At 66.1% G+C, this 15,780-nt stretch carries 14 protein-coding genes; 10 read left to right on the forward strand and 4 right to left on the reverse strand.

Going from position 1 to position 15,780, the window contains the following annotated elements; translation table 11 throughout:
* The first annotated feature begins 214 nt into the window (after positions 1 to 214).
* The gene (locus LC092_RS09600; RefSeq protein WP_224806298.1) at positions 215 to 1,033 is read left to right on the forward strand and encodes a helix-turn-helix domain-containing protein; all 819 of its coding nucleotides are present in this window, start codon (positions 215 to 217) and stop codon (positions 1,031 to 1,033) included.
* 28 nt (positions 1,034 to 1,061) lie between these two features.
* Here LC092_RS09600 and pap read toward each other — a convergent pair whose 3' ends face one another.
* Positions 1,062 to 2,537 carry a polyphosphate:AMP phosphotransferase gene (gene pap, locus LC092_RS09605; RefSeq protein ID WP_263627076.1) on the reverse strand — a complete coding sequence of 492 codons (1,476 nt, stop codon included), beginning with the start codon at positions 2,535 to 2,537 and terminating at the stop codon, positions 1,062 to 1,064.
* A gap of 246 nt (positions 2,538 to 2,783) precedes the next feature.
* On the opposite strand from pap, the gene LC092_RS09610 reads away from it, so the two are divergent.
* Positions 2,784 to 4,820 (forward strand): bifunctional DedA family/phosphatase PAP2 family protein, encoded by a 2,037-nt coding sequence (locus tag LC092_RS09610; RefSeq protein WP_224806300.1) that lies wholly within the window; start codon positions 2,784 to 2,786, stop codon positions 4,818 to 4,820.
* A 14-nt stretch (positions 4,821 to 4,834) separates the two neighbouring features.
* Here the strand turns inward: LC092_RS09610 and LC092_RS09615 are convergent, their stop codons facing one another.
* Entirely contained in the window at positions 4,835 to 5,113 is a 279-nt protein-coding gene (locus tag LC092_RS09615; RefSeq protein ID WP_224806301.1) for an ArsR/SmtB family transcription factor, read from the reverse strand.
* Between the two features lie 162 nt (positions 5,114 to 5,275).
* On the opposite strand from LC092_RS09615, the gene LC092_RS09620 reads away from it, so the two are divergent.
* The 6 genes from LC092_RS09620 (at position 5,276) to LC092_RS09645 (ending at position 10,575) form a co-directional block, all read left to right on the forward strand.
* The gene (locus LC092_RS09620; RefSeq protein WP_224806302.1) at positions 5,276 to 5,704 is read left to right on the forward strand and encodes a YeeE/YedE family protein; all 429 of its coding nucleotides are present in this window, start codon (positions 5,276 to 5,278) and stop codon (positions 5,702 to 5,704) included.
* Between the two features lie 4 nt (positions 5,705 to 5,708).
* Entirely contained in the window at positions 5,709 to 6,149 is a 441-nt protein-coding gene (locus tag LC092_RS09625) for a DUF6691 family protein (RefSeq protein WP_224806303.1), read from the forward strand.
* A 43-nt stretch (positions 6,150 to 6,192) separates the two neighbouring features.
* Positions 6,193 to 7,089 carry an MBL fold metallo-hydrolase gene (locus LC092_RS09630; RefSeq protein WP_224806304.1) on the forward strand — a complete coding sequence of 299 codons (897 nt, stop codon included), beginning with the start codon at positions 6,193 to 6,195 and terminating at the stop codon, positions 7,087 to 7,089.
* 10 nt (positions 7,090 to 7,099) lie between these two features.
* Positions 7,100 to 7,528 carry a TIGR01244 family sulfur transferase gene (locus LC092_RS09635; RefSeq protein WP_224806305.1) on the forward strand — a complete coding sequence of 143 codons (429 nt, stop codon included), beginning with the start codon at positions 7,100 to 7,102 and terminating at the stop codon, positions 7,526 to 7,528.
* 146 nt (positions 7,529 to 7,674) lie between these two features.
* Positions 7,675 to 9,459 (forward strand): SulP family inorganic anion transporter, encoded by a 1,785-nt coding sequence (locus LC092_RS09640; RefSeq protein WP_224806416.1) that lies wholly within the window; start codon positions 7,675 to 7,677, stop codon positions 9,457 to 9,459.
* Positions 9,460 to 9,498: 39 nt separating this feature from the next.
* Positions 9,499 to 10,575, forward strand: coding sequence for a hypothetical protein (locus LC092_RS09645; protein ID WP_224806306.1), 1,077 nt, complete (start codon positions 9,499 to 9,501; stop codon positions 10,573 to 10,575).
* Between the two features lie 22 nt (positions 10,576 to 10,597).
* On the opposite strand, the gene LC092_RS09650 is transcribed toward LC092_RS09645, so the two are convergent.
* Positions 10,598 to 12,679 carry a putative bifunctional diguanylate cyclase/phosphodiesterase gene (locus LC092_RS09650; RefSeq protein WP_224806307.1) on the reverse strand — a complete coding sequence of 694 codons (2,082 nt, stop codon included), beginning with the start codon at positions 12,677 to 12,679 and terminating at the stop codon, positions 10,598 to 10,600.
* Positions 12,680 to 12,866: 187 nt separating this feature from the next.
* Here LC092_RS09650 and LC092_RS09655 point away from each other — a divergent pair, with 187 nt between their 5' ends.
* Complete coding sequence (locus LC092_RS09655) at positions 12,867 to 13,241, forward strand: septal ring lytic transglycosylase RlpA family protein (RefSeq protein WP_224806308.1); 375 nt, start codon at positions 12,867 to 12,869, stop codon at positions 13,239 to 13,241.
* 203 nt (positions 13,242 to 13,444) lie between these two features.
* Here the strand turns inward: LC092_RS09655 and LC092_RS09660 are convergent, their stop codons facing one another.
* A complete protein-coding gene (locus tag LC092_RS09660) occupies positions 13,445 to 14,347 on the reverse strand; it encodes a LysR substrate-binding domain-containing protein (protein ID WP_224806309.1) in 903 nt (300 codons plus the stop codon).
* Between the two features lie 175 nt (positions 14,348 to 14,522).
* On the opposite strand from LC092_RS09660, the gene LC092_RS09665 reads away from it, so the two are divergent.
* On the forward strand, positions 14,523 to 15,746 hold the full coding sequence (locus tag LC092_RS09665) for an acyl-CoA dehydrogenase (RefSeq protein ID WP_224806310.1): 1,224 nt from the start codon (positions 14,523 to 14,525) through the stop codon (positions 15,744 to 15,746).
* Positions 15,747 to 15,780 lie beyond the last annotated feature (34 nt).

Genomic DNA, 15,780 nt, shown 5'->3' on the forward strand with positions numbered 1-15,780 from the left:
GGTGCGTCGGGCCCGGCTTGTGCCCGCGGTCGGCCGGACGGCCAGGAGGCCGCGCCAACCGGCGGATCGCCGGTGATCTTGCGCCAACACTCGCCGATACGGCTGGACAGGAGAATGGAAATATCGCTCTTATATATGGATGAATCGAACAATCGATACCGCACCAGACTATGGACTATTGGGCGAACCCGCCCAATCGGGCTTTCCCGACCTTGTGCATATCGAACCTTTGCGCGAGCGAAGCGGCCCGCGCCGCTGGCGCATCGCGGCGCACCGTCACCCGGCCCTTCACCAGATCTTCTGGATCGAGCGCGGCGGCGGCACCATCCGGCTGGACGACACGACACACACCCTGACCGACGGCACGCTGGCAAGCGTCCCGGCCGGAACCGTTCACGGGTTTCATTTTCTCGCCGGAACGGAAGGGGTCGTCGTCACGCTTCCCGATATCGTGTTCGATCCGATCCGCCTGTCGGTAGACCGCGCCCAGCGCCTTGTCCGGCCGCTCGTCCTTTCCTGTCCCGACGACGCGCCGCCGGCGCTCACTGCACTGGCCGGCGAGCATCGCGACCGGGCGCCGAACCGGGCGGAAGCGCTGCGGGCCCATGTCGCCCTGCTGCTGATCTGGATATTGCGTCACGCCAATCACGCGCAGGCGGGACCGCAGAACAGCCCGGGCCCGCCGACCGCGGGCAGCCTGCTGTTCTCGCGGTTTCAGGATCTGCTCGACGGAGAATACGCCCGCCTTCACACGGTCGACGCCTATGCGCGCGCCTTGGCGGTGACCGCGCCGCATCTGAGCCGCGTCTGCCGGCAGGCGCGCGGCCGGTCGGCCTCCGCGCTGATCCGCGACCGGCAGATGCTCGAAGCCCGGCGCCTGCTCGCCTACACGCAGATCCGCGTAGCCGAAATCGCCTATGAACTGGGCTATTCCGATCCCGCGTATTTCTCGCGGGTGTTCGCCGCGCACACCGGCCTCTCGCCTCGAGCCTTCCGCCAGGGCTTCACGGACCGGAGCGCCGGAGACACATGAGGCCGGCGCCCGGACTGACACGGGGACGCTAAAGCGCCGCCTTCAGCCGTTTGCACAGGGTTTTCAGGACGGTTACGCGGGCGTGGCGCTTGTCTTCCGCAGAGACCAGATGCCAGGGCGCCTCGGTCGTCGAGGTGCGGTCGATCATGTCGCCGGCGGCCTGGGCATAGGCATCCCATTTCAACCGGTTGCGCCAGTCGTCGTCGGTGATCTTGAATTGCTTGTAGGGGGTTTCCTGACGCGCCTTGAACCGCGCCAGTTGTTCCTCCTTGCTGATCGCCAGCCAGAATTTGACCACCAGCGCTCCCGCGCGCGCCATCTCCGCTTCGAACTGGTTGATTTCATTGTAGGCGCGAGCCCAGTCGGCTTCCGAGCAAAACCCCTCGACGCGCTCGACGAGCACCCGGCCGTACCAGGACCGGTCGAAGATCGCCGTCTGCCCCTTGCGCGGAACAGCGCGCCAGAAGCGCCAGAGATAGGGATGGGCCAGTTCCTCCTCGCTCGGCGCGCCGATGCGATGCACCCGGTAGCGGCGCGGATCCATCGGCCAGGTGACGCGGCGAATGGCGCCGCCCTTGCCGGCGGCATCATTGCCCTCGAAGACGACGACAAGCGGCAACTTGCGCGCAGCCTTGCGGTCGACCAGATGCGCCAGCTTGCGCTGCCAACGCTCAAGCTCCTCGTCGTAGCGCTCCTTGTCGAGGCTTGCTCCCAGATCGATCGCCTCGGTCGGGCTGCGCCGTTCGACCCCGGCGACAGCGGCGGGAACGGCCATCGGCTCTCCCGGCTCGGTCTTGAGGCGATGCGCCATCGCCAGTTGCACACTGCGACCGAGCGCCAGATCCCGGGCGTCCGGATCTTCCGAAGGAATGACCATCCAGGGAGCGGACGCGGTCGATGTGGCGAGCGCGGCCTGCTGGAACACCGTCTGCGCATCGGCGCAATGCGGGATGTCCGCCCACTCGGTCAGGATCCGCCGCGCGCGCGCCTTGCCGTCGCGCACAGCCTCAAGTCTTTGTTTCTGCGCCACGGCGCCAAGCGAGAACCAGAATTTCAGCACAAGTACGCCTTCATGCGCCAGCAGGGCCTCGAAGCGGTTGATCCGGGAAAGGCGCTGCTCGAAAACGCATTGCTCGTCCCGGCCGAGCACCCGGTCACGCAAGGGATCATTGTACCAGGAGGAGACGACGATGGAGGTCTTGCCGCGCGCCGGCAGGTCGCGCCAGTAGCGCCACATCTCGGGGCGATGGCGCTCCTCGCGGGTCGGCGGGCCATAGGCGTTGCAGACGAGATGGCGCACGTCCATCCACTCGTGCAGCCGGGCGATCGCATCGTTCTTGCCCGCACCGTCGACGCCGGCGATCACGATCACGGTCGAAAAGGCGCGCGACGCGATCATCTCAAGCTGGGCCGCGAGAAGATCGCCGCGCAAGGCCGGCTCGAGTTTCTTGAAGTCCGCCTTCGACAGCGAAACGGGCAGGGCCGCAGACTGGAACACCCTCATTCCTCCCTCTCGCCGGTTCCCGCCACCGGCCGGCGCACCGCCACGAGCGGCGCATCGTCACAAGGTGACGCGGCAAAGGCGCCAAGGCAATCGCGGCGCGGCCGCTCTCCACCTGGACGACGCGGAAAATCCCGCCCGCCGAGGATTGGCGGATCGGCCGCGAGCGCGTACATGTAGGCGGCAATCGCCGCCTCGCGCGGTCTTTTCAGACGCCCCCCGCAGCGCAGTGATGCCGAGCAACGCCCCGTGACCGACCTTTTGAACCAACTCGTCACCTTCATCGGCGAAAACCCGACGCTCGCCAATGCGGTGGTGTTCCTGATCGCCATGGGCGAGGCCCTGTTCCTGATCGGCATGGTGGTGCCGTCGACGGTGGTTCTGGTGGGCGCCGGAACGCTGGTGGGCCTTGGCAAGCTCGACCCCTGGCCGATCTTCATCTGGACGATGCTGGGCGCGATTGCCGGCGACGCCATCTCTTACTGGATCGGCCACATTTACAAGGACAGCATCAAGTCGGTCTGGCCGTTCAGCCGCTACCGCACGCTGGTGGAACGCGGCGAGGCCTATTTCCTGCGCCACGGCGGCAAGAGCGTCTTCATCGGACGTTTCGTACCCGGCGTGAAGGCAATCGTGCCGGGGATCGCCGGCATGGTCGGCATGAACGCGACCCGTTTCACCGTTATCAACGTCACCTCCGCCATCGCCTGGACCATCGTCCATCTGGGACCGGGCGTGCTGGCCGGCACCGCGTTCGGAGCGCTGGGCGAGATCAGCGGCCGGCTGGCCACCGTGCTCGGCATTTTCCTTGTGGTGCTGTTCATCGCGATCATGCTGGCGCGCTGGCTGATCCTGATCGTTCTGCCGCTTTATGCCGGCAGCCGCACCCGCATCGTCGCCCGGCTTGCGCAACGCAAGTCCCGCTTCGCGAAATGGTTTGCCCGCATGCTCGACCCCGCCCACCCGCGGTCCGCCGGCATGCTGGTCTCGGCCACCCTGCTCCTGGTCACCGTGCCGGTGTTCGTGGCGCTTGCCGCCGCGATCTCCCCGGACAACGGATTGCAACGGGCCGACACGGCGATGCGCAACCTGTTCCAGGGCCTGCGCACCCCGGCCGCGGACGAGTTCATGACCACGATGACGATGCTCGGCGACGGGATCGTCACCTCCATCGTTGCCTGCGTGGTGATCGCCTATCTGTTCATTCGGCGCGCCTGGCGGCGGGCGACCGGCTTCCTGATCGCCATCGCCGGCGCCGCGGTCTTTGTCCCGCTGCTGAAACTGCTGCTTCATCGCGCGCGCCCGATCGACCTTTACACCGGCGCCGACGCCCTGTCGTTTCCCTCCGGTCACGCGACGCTGAACACCGTGCTCTATGGCATCATCGCCGTGCTCGTCGCCCACGACCGCTCGCCGCTGGTCAAGGCCGGGGTCTTTTCCGTGGCGGTCGCGCTGATCGGATCGATCGCATTTTCGCGGGTCTATCTCGGCGCCCATTGGGTCAGCGACGTGATCGGCGGCCTCGCCTTCGGCACGGCAATGGTCGCGGCCTTCGCCTTCGTCTTCGGGTCGATCCACAACGAGAAGGTCGGGCGCTGGGCGCTGGCGGGGCTGGTGAGCGTGACGATGACCGTCGTCGGCAGCGCGCATGTGATGCGCAATTTCGACTCAGGACTGGCAATGTACCAGCCGGTCACTCCGACCGTTGTTCTCAGCCGCCAGGAGTGGCTGGGCGAAGGCTGGCAGGACCTGCCGGCACACCGGATTGAACTCAACGGCGAGCGCGAGGAACCGCTGATCCTGCAATGGGCCGGCGACCCGGACGCGCTGGCGCGCGCACTTGCCCCGGACGGCTATGTGCCGGCACCGGCCTGGTCGCTTGCCACATTCGCCGGCTTCCTCGCCGGACAGACACCGCCTGAAGACCTGCCGGCCCTGCCCCGGATCCAGAACGGACGCGGCGCGGAGCTCGTGCTGATCAAGCGCGACGGCGACCTGGCGGAAACGCCGGAGGAGGAGACCGGCGGCCGCTGGGTGCTGCGCCTCTGGCCGAGCCAGTTCCGGCTCAAGGTCGACGGCGGCGACCCGGTGCGCATTCATGTCGGATCGCTGATCCACGAGCGGATCCTGCGTCCCTTGAACGAATTGTCGACGCCGCGCGCGGACCGGGATCTTCCGCATGACGGCGAAAACCCGCTTCCGAAGCTGCCGGGCGTGGTGACACGCACGCGGCCCGACGGCTCGAGCGTGGTTCTCGGCGGGCCGGCAATCGCGCCGCAGCGCTGAGCGGCCCGCGTGCCTCAGGGGCAGTAGAGCGCGTGCAGCGTCTCCAGAACGGTCCTGACTTCCTTGCTGGCAAGGCGATAGTGCACCGTCTGGCCCTGCCGGCGCGCCTCGACGAGACCCAGCGCCCGCATCCTGGCAAGATGCTGGGACAGGGCGGACTGACTGAGCCCGACCTTTTGCGCCAGGAGACCGACACTGCATTCCCCTTCCAGAAGATGGCAAAGCGTCATCAAACGGCGGGAATTGGCCATGGAGCCGAGCATCGACGCCGCTTTGTCGGCGCTTATTTCCATCTGCTGAATATTCATACTTGCTAAATTAGCATATTCTCATATATTTGCAATCGAGGACGACGGCGGCACACGCCCGGTCCGATATCGAACGACAGACGCGGCCGCCGCATCGGCGCCGCGACCACAAGAGGGGCGCTTCCCGCAAGAGGGGCGCGAGGAGACATGACCGAATTCACACCCGTGCTGTCCGCCACCGGCGGAATCCTCATCGGGCTCGCCTCGGTGATGCTGATGGCGGCGCTTGGGCGCATCGCCGGCATCAGCGGCATGATCGGCGGCCTGCTGCCGCCGGTGACCGCCGGCGAATGGGGCTGGCGGCTCGCCTTCCTGGCGGGAATGATCGCCGCTCCGGTCGTGCTGCTGGGCGCCACGGGCTCCATGCCCGTCATCGAGGTACCGTCCTCCACCGGAATGCTGGTGATCGGCGGCATCCTCGTCGGCATCGGCGTTTCCTACGGCAGCGGCTGCACCTCGGGCCACGGCGTCTGCGGCATGGCCCGGCTGTCGGCACGCTCGATCGCCGCGACACTGACGTTCATGTTGACGACAGGCGTGACGGTCTTCGTCATTCGCCATGTGATTGGAGGCTGAGGCCATGACACGGATTATCTCCGCTTTCGCAATCGGCCTGGTGTTCGGCATCGGCATTCTCGTGTCCGGCATGGCCAATCCGGCAAAGGTGCTGAATTTCTTCGACATCGCCGGAACCTGGGACCCGAGCCTGGCGTTCGTCATGGGCGGCGCGCTGATCGTGACCGCCATCGGCTTCCGGCTGGTGCTGTCGCGGTCGCATCCCCTGCTGGCGGGCGGCTTTTCGCTGCCGACCAAGCGCGACATCGATGTCAAGCTCCTTGGCGGCGCCGCGATCTTCGGCGTTGGCTGGGGGATCGCCGGCTTCTGCCCCGGCGGCGTCGTCCCCGCGCTTGGCCTGGGGCGGTCGGAACCGGCGATCTTCGTTGCCGCGCTTGTCGCCGGCATGCTGATCGTGCGGCTGATCGAAACCGCAAGAACGCGCGCCGCGCCGTCGGCGGGCTGATCCGCCCGAAGTCCTGTATTCCCCTACGAGAAGGAGGTCCATCATGACCACCGAAACCACCTATCCGGTCGACACCAAGACCCATCCCGACGTCACCGCCTTCTTCGACCCGGAAACCAACACGATTTCCTATGTGGTCAAGGATCCGGCATCGACGGCCTGCGCGGTCGTCGACAGCGTCATGGACATCGACTATGCCGCCGGACGGATCTCGTTTGAATCCGCCGACCGGATCATCGCTCATATCCAGGAGAACGGGCTTTCCGTCGAATGGCTGATCGAGACCCATGTCCACGCGGACCACCTGTCGGCCGCGCCCTACATCCAGGGGAAGCTTGGCGGCAAGATCGGAATCGGCGAGAACATCAAGGTCGTGCAGAACCTGTTCGGCAAGGTGTTCAACGAAGGCACCGAGTTCCAGCGCGACGGCTCACAGTTCGACCGTCTTTTCAAGGACGGCGACACCTACACCATCGGTGAGATGACCTGTTTCGCCATGCATACGCCCGGCCATACGCCGGCCTGCATGACGCATGTGATGGGCGATGCCGTCTTCGTCGGCGACACGCTGTTCATGCCCGACGGCGGTACGGCACGTGCCGACTTCCCCGGCGGCGACGCTGCGGAACTCTATCGCTCGATCCGCAAGGTGCTGAGCCTGCCGGAGGAGTTCCGCCTGTTCATGTGCCACGACTACGCGCCGAACGGCCGCGACATCCGCTGGGAGACCACGGTCGGTGAGGAGCGGGCCCACAACATCCACGCCCGCGACGGCATCAGCGAGGATGAGTTCGTGTCCATGCGCACCCAGCGCGACGCGACGCTCGGCATGCCGAAATTGATCATCCCGTCGATACAGGTCAACATGCGCGCCGGCAGACTGCCGCCGAAGGACGAGAGCGGCAAGACCTTCCTGAAGGTCCCGGTCAACGAACTCTAAGGACACATGCATGCAAAGCGCCAAGGTTGACGAAACGATCACCGTTGCCCACCAGATCGAGCCGGAGGACGTCGCGGCGATCCGCGACGCCGGCTTCGTGGCGATCGTCAACAACCGCCCCGACAACGAGGCGCCGGACCAGCCCTCCGGCGCCGAGATCGAGGCGGCGGCCAGGGCGGCGGGCCTCGCCTATGCCGCGCTTCCGGTCGGGCGCGACGGGATTGGCCCCGACCTGCTGGACGGTTTCCGGACCGTGCTCGACGGTGCCGGCGGACCGGTCTTCGCCTTCTGCCGGACCGGAACACGCTCGATCAATCTGTGGGCCCTGTCGCAGGCCGGCGCGCGCGACGCGGACGAACTGGTCCGCCTGGCGGCCGACGCTGGATACGATCTGTCCGGCCTGCGCCCCGTCCTTTCGCGGATGACACAGGCCGGATAAGAGGCGGCGGCCGCCCTCGGGCAACGCCGCCTTCCGAGCCTTGCATCCAGATCCGGACCGTGGCGGGACGCGTGGCGTCCCGGCGCGATCCCTGCCCTGTGCGCGATGGCACCCGCCATCGCCGGAACACGCGTATCGTGATGATGATGAAACAGCTGGCCAGATATCTGCCCATTCTCGACTGGGGCCGCAGCTATTCCCGCGACACCGCGACCGATGACCTGATCGCGGCGCTGATCGTCACGATCATGCTCATTCCCCAGTCGCTCGCCTATGCGTTGCTCGCCGGCCTGCCTCCGGAAATCGGGCTCTATGCCTCGATCCTGCCGCTGGTTGCCTATGCGATCTTCGGCACCAGCCGGGCGCTGGCGGTGGGACCGGTCGCCGTCGTCTCGCTGATGACCGCCTCCGCCGTGGGCAATCTGGCCGCCCAGGGCACCGCGGAATATCTCGGCGCGGCCATCGCGCTGGCCTTTCTGTCCGGGCTGATGCTGCTGGCGATGGGCATCTTCCGTCTCGGGTTTCTCGCCAATCTGCTTAGCCATCCGGTGATCTCCGGCTTCATCACCGCCAGCGGCCTGATCATCGCGGCAAGCCAGCTCAAACACCTGCTCGGCGTTTCGGCCAGCGGCCACAATCTCTTCGAGATCCTCGTCGCGCTGGTCCGTGCCCTGCCGGACATCAACCCCTACACCCTGGCCGTCGGCATTCCGGCGACCGCCTTTCTGTTCTGGGTGCGCAAGGGCCTGAAACCCGCCCTCGTCGGGATCGGTCTCGGTCCCCGCCTCGCCGACATTCTGGCCAAGGCCGGCCCGGTCGCCGCGGTCGCCGTGACCACCCTTGCCGCCGTGACCTTCTCCCTTGGCGACAAGGGCGTGCGCCTGATCGGCGACATCCCGACCGGCCTGCCGATGCCGACGCTTCCGCCCTTCAGCCTCGATCTCTGGACCCAGCTCGCCATTCCGGCCCTGCTGATCTCGGTCATCGGCTTCGTTGAATCCGTCTCGGTGGCGCAGACGCTCGCCGCCAAGCGGCGCCAGCGCATCGTGCCCGATCAGGAGCTGATCGGCCTCGGCGCGTCCAACATCGCCTCGGCGATTTCCGGCGGCTATCCGGTCACCGGCGGCTTCGCCCGCTCGGTGGTGAATTTCGACGCGGGCGCGCGCACGCCGGCGGCCGGCGCCTTCACCGCCGTCGGCATCGCGCTCGCCACCGTGTTCCTGACCCCGCTGCTTGCCAATCTGCCGCAGGCGACGCTTGCCGCCACCATCATCGTTGCGGTCCTGTCGCTGGTCGATCTCAAGGCGTTGCGCCAGGTCTGGGCCTATTCGAAGAGCGATTTCGCGGCGATGGCCGGCACCATTCTGGTCACGCTCGGCTTCGGCGTGGAAACCGGCGTCGTCACCGGCGTCGGCGTCTCGATCGCGCTTTATCTCTACCGCAACTCGCGGCCGCATATGGCGATTGTCGGCATCGTTCCGGGCACCGAGCATTTTCGCAACATCAAGCGCCATGCGGTGGTGACCGGCGACAGCGTCCTGTCGGTGCGCGTCGACGAAAGCCTGTTCTTCGCGAACTCGCGCTACCTGGAAGACCGGCTGCTGGAGTTCGTCGCCGAGCGCCCCAAGCTGCAGCACGTCGTGCTGATGTGCCCGGCGGTCAACGAGATCGACGCCTCCGCGCTGGAAAGCCTGGAGGAAATCAATCGCCGGCTGTCGGACTCGAGCGTGACCTTCCACCTGTCGGAGGTCAAGGGGCCGGTGATGGACCGTCTGGAAGGCACGGAGTTCCTTCGCCACTTGACCGGCAAGGTGTTCCTGACCCAATACGAGGCGATCGCCACGCTCGATCCGGAAACGGCGCATCTCGCGGAGGCCCGCACCCCGCGCAAACAGACCCAGTCAGGCTACTGGATCGGCCCTCAGATCTAGGGGGCGCCGCAAGACTGCAAAGACAAGGAAGCCAGGCCCTTGCGCGACGACGATACCGATCCGCAAACCGGCCTTGCCTGGCGTTATCGCCCGGCGCCGGAGGGTGCCGCTCCAGGCGAAGGGATCCTCGCTATCGTCTTCTCGCAGGCGCGGGTGCCGCTGGGCCGCTTCGGACTGGAGCGGCTTTTCGCGCAGACGCGCCACGCCTGCCTCTTTCTGAACGGCCCGGATGCCGACTGGTACAGGAGCTGCGATGACGCGGTCGACCGCGCCATCGCGCTCGCCTGCGACCGGTCATCCGCGCAGCGCATCCTCTACTATGGCGCATCGAAGGGGGCCTATGGCGCGCTTGTGACAGGCCTGCGGCGGGGCGATGGCGAGATCCATGCGTTCGGACCGGAGTTTCGCCTCGGCCGCCCCGGCACGCAGAGCGGACAGGTGATGGGAGAGGATCCGGACGCCCGCGATCCCCTGTCGATGCTGCAGGAGACCAGCGACGGCCCGGCGGTGCATCTGCTGTTCGGCATCTTCGACGCCGTCGATGCCGAGGGCGCGGCCCGATGCCTTCAGGGCGACCTGCCGGCGCGGGCAAGACCGCTGACCCTGCGCTCCTCCCACGCCAGCCACGACCACCTCTACAGCCTGAACATCATCCGAAAGCTCATCACCCGTTTCGATCGCGACCTCGGCACGCTCTGCGCGGAGCGCGGGCTGGTCGCCGACCATGCCGCCGGCGACATCGCCCGCTTCGCCGAGGCGGGCGCCGAATTCGCCGCCGGGCGCCCGGACGCAGCCCTGGCGCTGGAAAGCGATCCCTACACGGCCTGCAATCCGGGGCTTGGCCTTCTCGTTGCCGAGGCGCTGATCGGGGTCGGAGATTTCGACCGGGCCGAAAGCCGGCTGGCCGCCACCCAGGCGCTCATCGACGGCGACCCCGTGCTCGGCAGCCTGCCGAAGCGATGGCGCAAGCACCTGTGGCGGAGCCGGCTGTCGGCGCGCCGGGCGGCGGACGATGCGCAAGGATTTGCCCGCCTACGCCAGGAAGCCCGGTCGCGCTATCCCGAGGACGAGGCCTTCGCCCGCGATGACGCATACAGCATCGACGCCCCGGACTGAAAGGCGGCTGCACCATCCGGTCTCAGCCGATTGGCAACGGCCAGGGCTCGGGACGGCCGATGAAATGCCCCTGCGCATAGCGCACGCCAAGCGCCTTCAGCGGCGCGAAAGTTTCCGCGTCCTGCACATATTCCGCCACCGTTGGAAGATGCAGCGCATCCGCCAGGCCGACAATTCCGGAAATCGCCGCCTTCTTGACCGGGTCGCTGGAAATGCGGCCGGTCAAAACGCGGTCGATCTTGATGACGTCAAAGGTGTTTTCGCGCAGTTGCGAGAAGGATGCGAATCCCTTTCCAAAATCGTCGAGGGCGACGCGGCAACCAAGCCCGCGCAGGTCGGCCAGGCATTTCCAGGCCGAGGCATTGAGTTGGGTGATCGACGTTTCCGACACCTCGATCACAAGCTTCTGCGCAACGCCTCGCGCCTCCGAAAGCCGGCGCAGCAGCTGGCGCGTGAAATCGTTGTTGCCCAGCGAGTCGGAGGAAAGGTTGAAAGCGACCGGAAGGTCCGGTCCCTCCGGTTCCAGCCGCTTCAGCACCGCATCGACGGCCCATCGGTCGACACTGCGCATCAGACCGTGGCGCTCCGCGGTCGCAAGAATCATGGAAGGGCCCTGAAGCGAGCCGTCCGGCATCCTGAGACGCAGGAGCGCCTCATGCATGACGGTCTCGCCGGTCTCGACATCGCTGACCGGCATGCGCTGGAGCGACAGCAGCGCCGGGTCGTTCAGCGCCTGCTCGATGACGGCGAGGTGATGAACTTCGGCCCGCCGCTGCGCGGTGATCCGGTCGAAGGCGCTGTGTTCGACCATCTGGCGCCCGCCGGCGGCCTTGGCCTGCATGCAGGCATGATCCGCCCACTGGAGCACACTGCCGACATGGGATGTCGCGTCGCGGATCAGCTCCGGCGTGATCGTGGCAAGGCCGAGGCTCGCGCCGCCGCGGAATGTGGTGCCGTCGGTGGTGAAATTGTGCCCGTCAAACATCGCCAGCACGCGTGCGCAGACGGCACGGGCGTTCTCCCGGTCGTCGCCGTCGATCACCATGCCGAACTCGTCACCGCCGATCCGCGCGACATGGACCGTGTCGGAGCCGAATTCTCCCAGCCGCTCGGCGATCCCGCTCAGGAAGCGGTCGCCGGCGCCGTGGCCGACCGTGTCGTTGACGATCTTGAAGTCGTCGAGATCGATGAAGACAACGCTGAAACCGCGCAGCGCCACATCGCCCTGGGCCAGCGCTTGCAGGCGCGTGTCCAGCCAGGTCTCGAACGCCCGCCGGTTTGCAAGCCCGGTGAGATCGTCGGCCAGCGCGAGCCGTTCCAGCCGTTCCGACAGGCGGCGCGTTTCCGTCACGTCCCGCAGGGTGACGACCGCGCCCTCGATCTCGCCCTCGCCATTGCGGAAGGGCTCGAGCCGGGCGCCGACGATCACTGGCCGACCGCCTGGCTCGGTGTCCTCGAAGTCATACTCAAGCGTATGCCCCTTGAAGCAGCGCTCGAGCGTCGGGCGCACCTCGGTCTCGAACCTGTGCGCGCCGACGAATTCGGCGACATGCTGACCGATGAGCTCCGACGGCGTATGACCATACCAGCGCGCGTTGCTTTCATTGGTCAGCTTGTAGAGGAATTCGCGATCGATGATGAAAATGCGATCGCTCATCTGCGAGATGACGCTTTTGTACATCCGCAGGGCTTCGTCGGCCCGCTTCAGGTCGGTAATGTCTCGCCCGAATGCCGCGACACCGAGGACCGCGTTGTCACTGCTGTGCACCGGCTGGTAGGACACATCGAAAAACCTCTGCCCCTTCCCCGGCACCTCCACCCAGGCCTGAAGCGCGACCGGCTCGCCCGCAAGCGCGGCATCGAGAAAATGCCGGCGTTTTTCGAAGGCCGAAGCTCCAGCGACGGAGGGAACGGTCTCGCCGATCGCCTGTTCCCGAGTATAGCCGCCGATCTCGCTATAGGGGGCATTTGCCTCGCGGATCACATAGTCCGGCGTGCAGAAATAGATCGGATCGCGCGCCGCCCTGATGATCGCGGCATGAAGACATGACGGCGTTCCGTCGCATCCAACGACCCAACCGGCTTCCTGATCGGAATCCTTCATGTCCCCGTCCCGTCACGCGGCTGCCCGCACATGTCCAGCCATCGCTTCCCGCAAGGGCGTCCCCCTTGCTTCCGCCTCAAGAATGTCATGAATAAACGCCATGTCCTTCAACGGCATCTTCGACCGGTGAAAAAGTCGAGAAAATACCTTCGGAAAATCTATTTCTCAAAACTATGGACGTGATTCGGTGATTCGCAAGCTTTTCAACTACGTTCTTTTGACTAGTGCTCTCGCCTCCGTCTCGGGAACGCCGGTATCGGCCGAATGCGGCAAGGCCTCCTGGTACGAGCTTACCGGGCGCACCGCGAGCGGGGTCATGGCGGATCCGGAAGCCTATACGGCCGCGCACCGTTCCCTGCCGTTCGGAACGAAAGTCACCGTCACCAATCTCGCCAACGGGCGAAAGATCGATCTCACCATCGTCGATCGCGGTCCCTTTGTGCGAGGCCGTGTCATCGATGTATCGCGTCGGGCAGCGCGCGAACTCAGGTTTCTGAAGCGCGGCGTCGCAAGGGTTCATGTCGCGACAGACGGCAACACGACCGCGGCGAGCTGCGGATAGTCGGTCCCCTTTTTCGGGGACGCGCGGCATCGCGGCGACGAAAAAAATGGTCCTGACCGCAAGGAGGGAGGGGGGAACCTCACGGTCAGGACCGCCGCATCTCCATAATGAAGACATCCAGATACGAACAGGATTCGCGGGGTCTGCAAACCCCAATTTGCGAACCCTTGCGAATTCGCTCCAAACCGGCGGGTCTTAGAGGGCTATCCGTCGCCGGAACGCGCCACCTCGCGATGCAGCCAGTCGCGGAATGCCGAGGCCACCGGCCTGAGCGTCCGGTTTTCCGGATAGACGATGTGATAGGCCGAGGGCAGGCGCAGCACGACGTCGAAGAGCTGCACAAGCCGGCCTTCCGCCAGCTCATCGCCGACGAGGAAGCGCGGAACGAGCGCGGCGCCGAAATCATTCGCCGCCGCCTGGGCCATCATCACGAACTGCTCGAACCGCGGCCCCTGGAAGGCCAGTTCCGTCTCGACGCCAGCAAGTTCGAACCATTGTCGCCAGGCAAGCGGGCGGGTCGACTGGTGCAGGCGCATGACGGGCGCGAGATCGCCGGGCGTCTCGATGCGATGCCGGTCGCGGAAGCCGGGAGAGGCAACGGCAATAACGTCTTCGCGAAACAGCGGCTCGGCAATGGCGCCCGCCCAGACCGGATCGCCATAGTGGATGGCCGCGTCGAAAGGCTCCTTGGCGAAATCGAACGGCCTCAGACGGACCGCGAGATTGAAGCTTGCAGCCGGATAGCCGGCGACGAAGCGCGCAAGCCGCGGCGCCAGCCAGCGGGTGCCGAATGAAGGAAGAGTCGCCAGATTGAGCACATCCGCGTTGCCGGCAAAGGACATCACCTGCCGGGTCGCGGCCGTCAGGCTTTCCAGCGCACCGCGCACGTCATGCAGATACAGCCGGCCTGCGTCAGTCAGCACGATGCGCTGGCGCACCCGCTTGAACAGCTCAACCCCCAGCCGGGTCTCCAGATGACGGACCTGCTTGGAGATCGCGCCCTGGGTCAGATGCAGCTCTTCCGCCGCACGGGTAAAACTGCCGTGGCGGGCCGCGCATTCGAAGGCGATCAGGCTGTCGGCGTGGGGAACGAAACCGCGTTTCAAAACCTATTCCATTTGCTCATGAAGTGGGGACAACATATCACTTTAAGATGGCCTGCACAGACCAGACACTTCGGCCTCATCGAACACAGGCTTCGGGCCACGGCGCGCTTCCCGGGAGACGCGGGCAGCGCCGGTGACACACCGCGCCCGAAAGAGCCACAAGGAGACTGAGATCATGACCGCAAGCGCTGCGACGAGCCGCAAATCCGATCCCGCCGGCGGCGGAAGCTTCGCCTGGGACGACCCGTTCCTGCTGCGCGAGCAGCTGAACGAGGACGAGATCCTCATCATGGAGACCGCCCGCGCCTATGCGCAGGAAAAGCTCCAGCCGCGGGTGCTGTCGGCTTATGCCGACGAGCGCACCGACCGCGAGATCTTCAACGAGATGGGCGAGCTCGGCCTCATCGGCGTGACCCTGCCGGAAGACTACGGCTGCGCCGGCGCCTCCTATGTGGCCTATGGCCTGGTGGCGCGGGAGATCGAACGCGTCGACAGCGGTTATCGGTCGATGAACTCGGTGCAGTCGTCGCTTGTGATGTATCCGATCTATGCCTATGGCGACGAGGCCCAGCGCAAGAAGTACCTGCCGAAGCTTGCCTCCGGCGAACATGTCGGCTGCTTCGGTCTGACCGAGCCGGACGCGGGTTCCGACCCGGCCGGGATGCGCACCCGCGCGGAGAAGATCGACGGCGGCTACCGGCTGAAGGGATCCAAGATGTGGATCTCCAACTCGCCGATCGCCGATGTCTTCGTCGTCTGGGCCAAGTCCGACGCCCATGACGGCGCCATCCGCGGCTTCGTGCTGGAAAAGGGCATGAAGGGCCTCAGCGCGCCGAAGATCGGCGGCAAGCTCTCCTTGCGCGCCTCCATCACCGGCGAGATCGTCATGGACAATGTGGAAGTCGGCGAGGACGCCCTGCTTCCCAATGTGTCCGGACTGAAGGGCCCGTTCGGCTGTCTCAACCGGGCGCGCTACGGCATCTCCTGGGGCGCGCTGGGCGCGGCCGAAGACTGCTGGCACCGGGCGCGCAACTACGGCCTGGAGCGCAAGCAGTTCAACAAGCCGCTCGCCCAGACCCAGCTCTTCCAGAAGAAGCTCGCCGACATGCAGACCGAAATCGCGCTCGGGCTTCAAGGGTCCCTGCGGGTCGGACGGCTGTTCGACGAGGGCCGCGTGGCACCGGAGATGATCTCTATCGTCAAGCGCAACAATTGCGGCAAGGCGCTCGACATCGCCCGCATGGCGCGCGACATGCACGGCGGCAACGGCATCCAGGAGGAATACCACGTCATGCGCCACGCGCAGAACCTGGAGACGGTGAACACCTACGAAGGCACGCATGACGTCCATGCGCTGATCCTGGGCCGCGCCCAGACCGGCCTTCAGGCGTTCTTCTGAGCGCGGCAGAGCCGACACAGACGCGGGTGCGCGG

The organism is Stappia stellulata, assembly GCF_020176715.1.
Classification (GTDB): domain Bacteria; phylum Pseudomonadota; class Alphaproteobacteria; order Rhizobiales; family Stappiaceae; genus Stappia.

Coding starts and splice junctions, on each gene's coding strand:
- pap (WP_263627076.1), bottom strand. CDS start 2,537: ATGAGGGTGTTCCAGTCTGCGGCCCTGCCCGTTTCGCTGTCGAAGGCG.
- LC092_RS09615 (WP_224806301.1), bottom strand. CDS start 5,113: ATGGAAATAAGCGCCGACAAAGCGGCGTCGATGCTCGGCTCCATGGCC.
- LC092_RS09620 (WP_224806302.1), top strand. CDS start 5,276: ATGACCGAATTCACACCCGTGCTGTCCGCCACCGGCGGAATCCTCATC.
- LC092_RS09625 (WP_224806303.1), top strand. CDS start 5,709: ATGACACGGATTATCTCCGCTTTCGCAATCGGCCTGGTGTTCGGCATC.
- LC092_RS09630 (WP_224806304.1), top strand. CDS start 6,193: ATGACCACCGAAACCACCTATCCGGTCGACACCAAGACCCATCCCGAC.
- LC092_RS09635 (WP_224806305.1), top strand. CDS start 7,100: ATGCAAAGCGCCAAGGTTGACGAAACGATCACCGTTGCCCACCAGATC.
- LC092_RS09640 (WP_224806416.1), top strand. CDS start 7,675: ATGAAACAGCTGGCCAGATATCTGCCCATTCTCGACTGGGGCCGCAGC.
- LC092_RS09650 (WP_224806307.1), bottom strand. CDS start 12,679: ATGAAGGATTCCGATCAGGAAGCCGGTTGGGTCGTTGGATGCGACGGA.
- LC092_RS09665 (WP_224806310.1), top strand. CDS start 14,523: ATGACCGCAAGCGCTGCGACGAGCCGCAAATCCGATCCCGCCGGCGGC.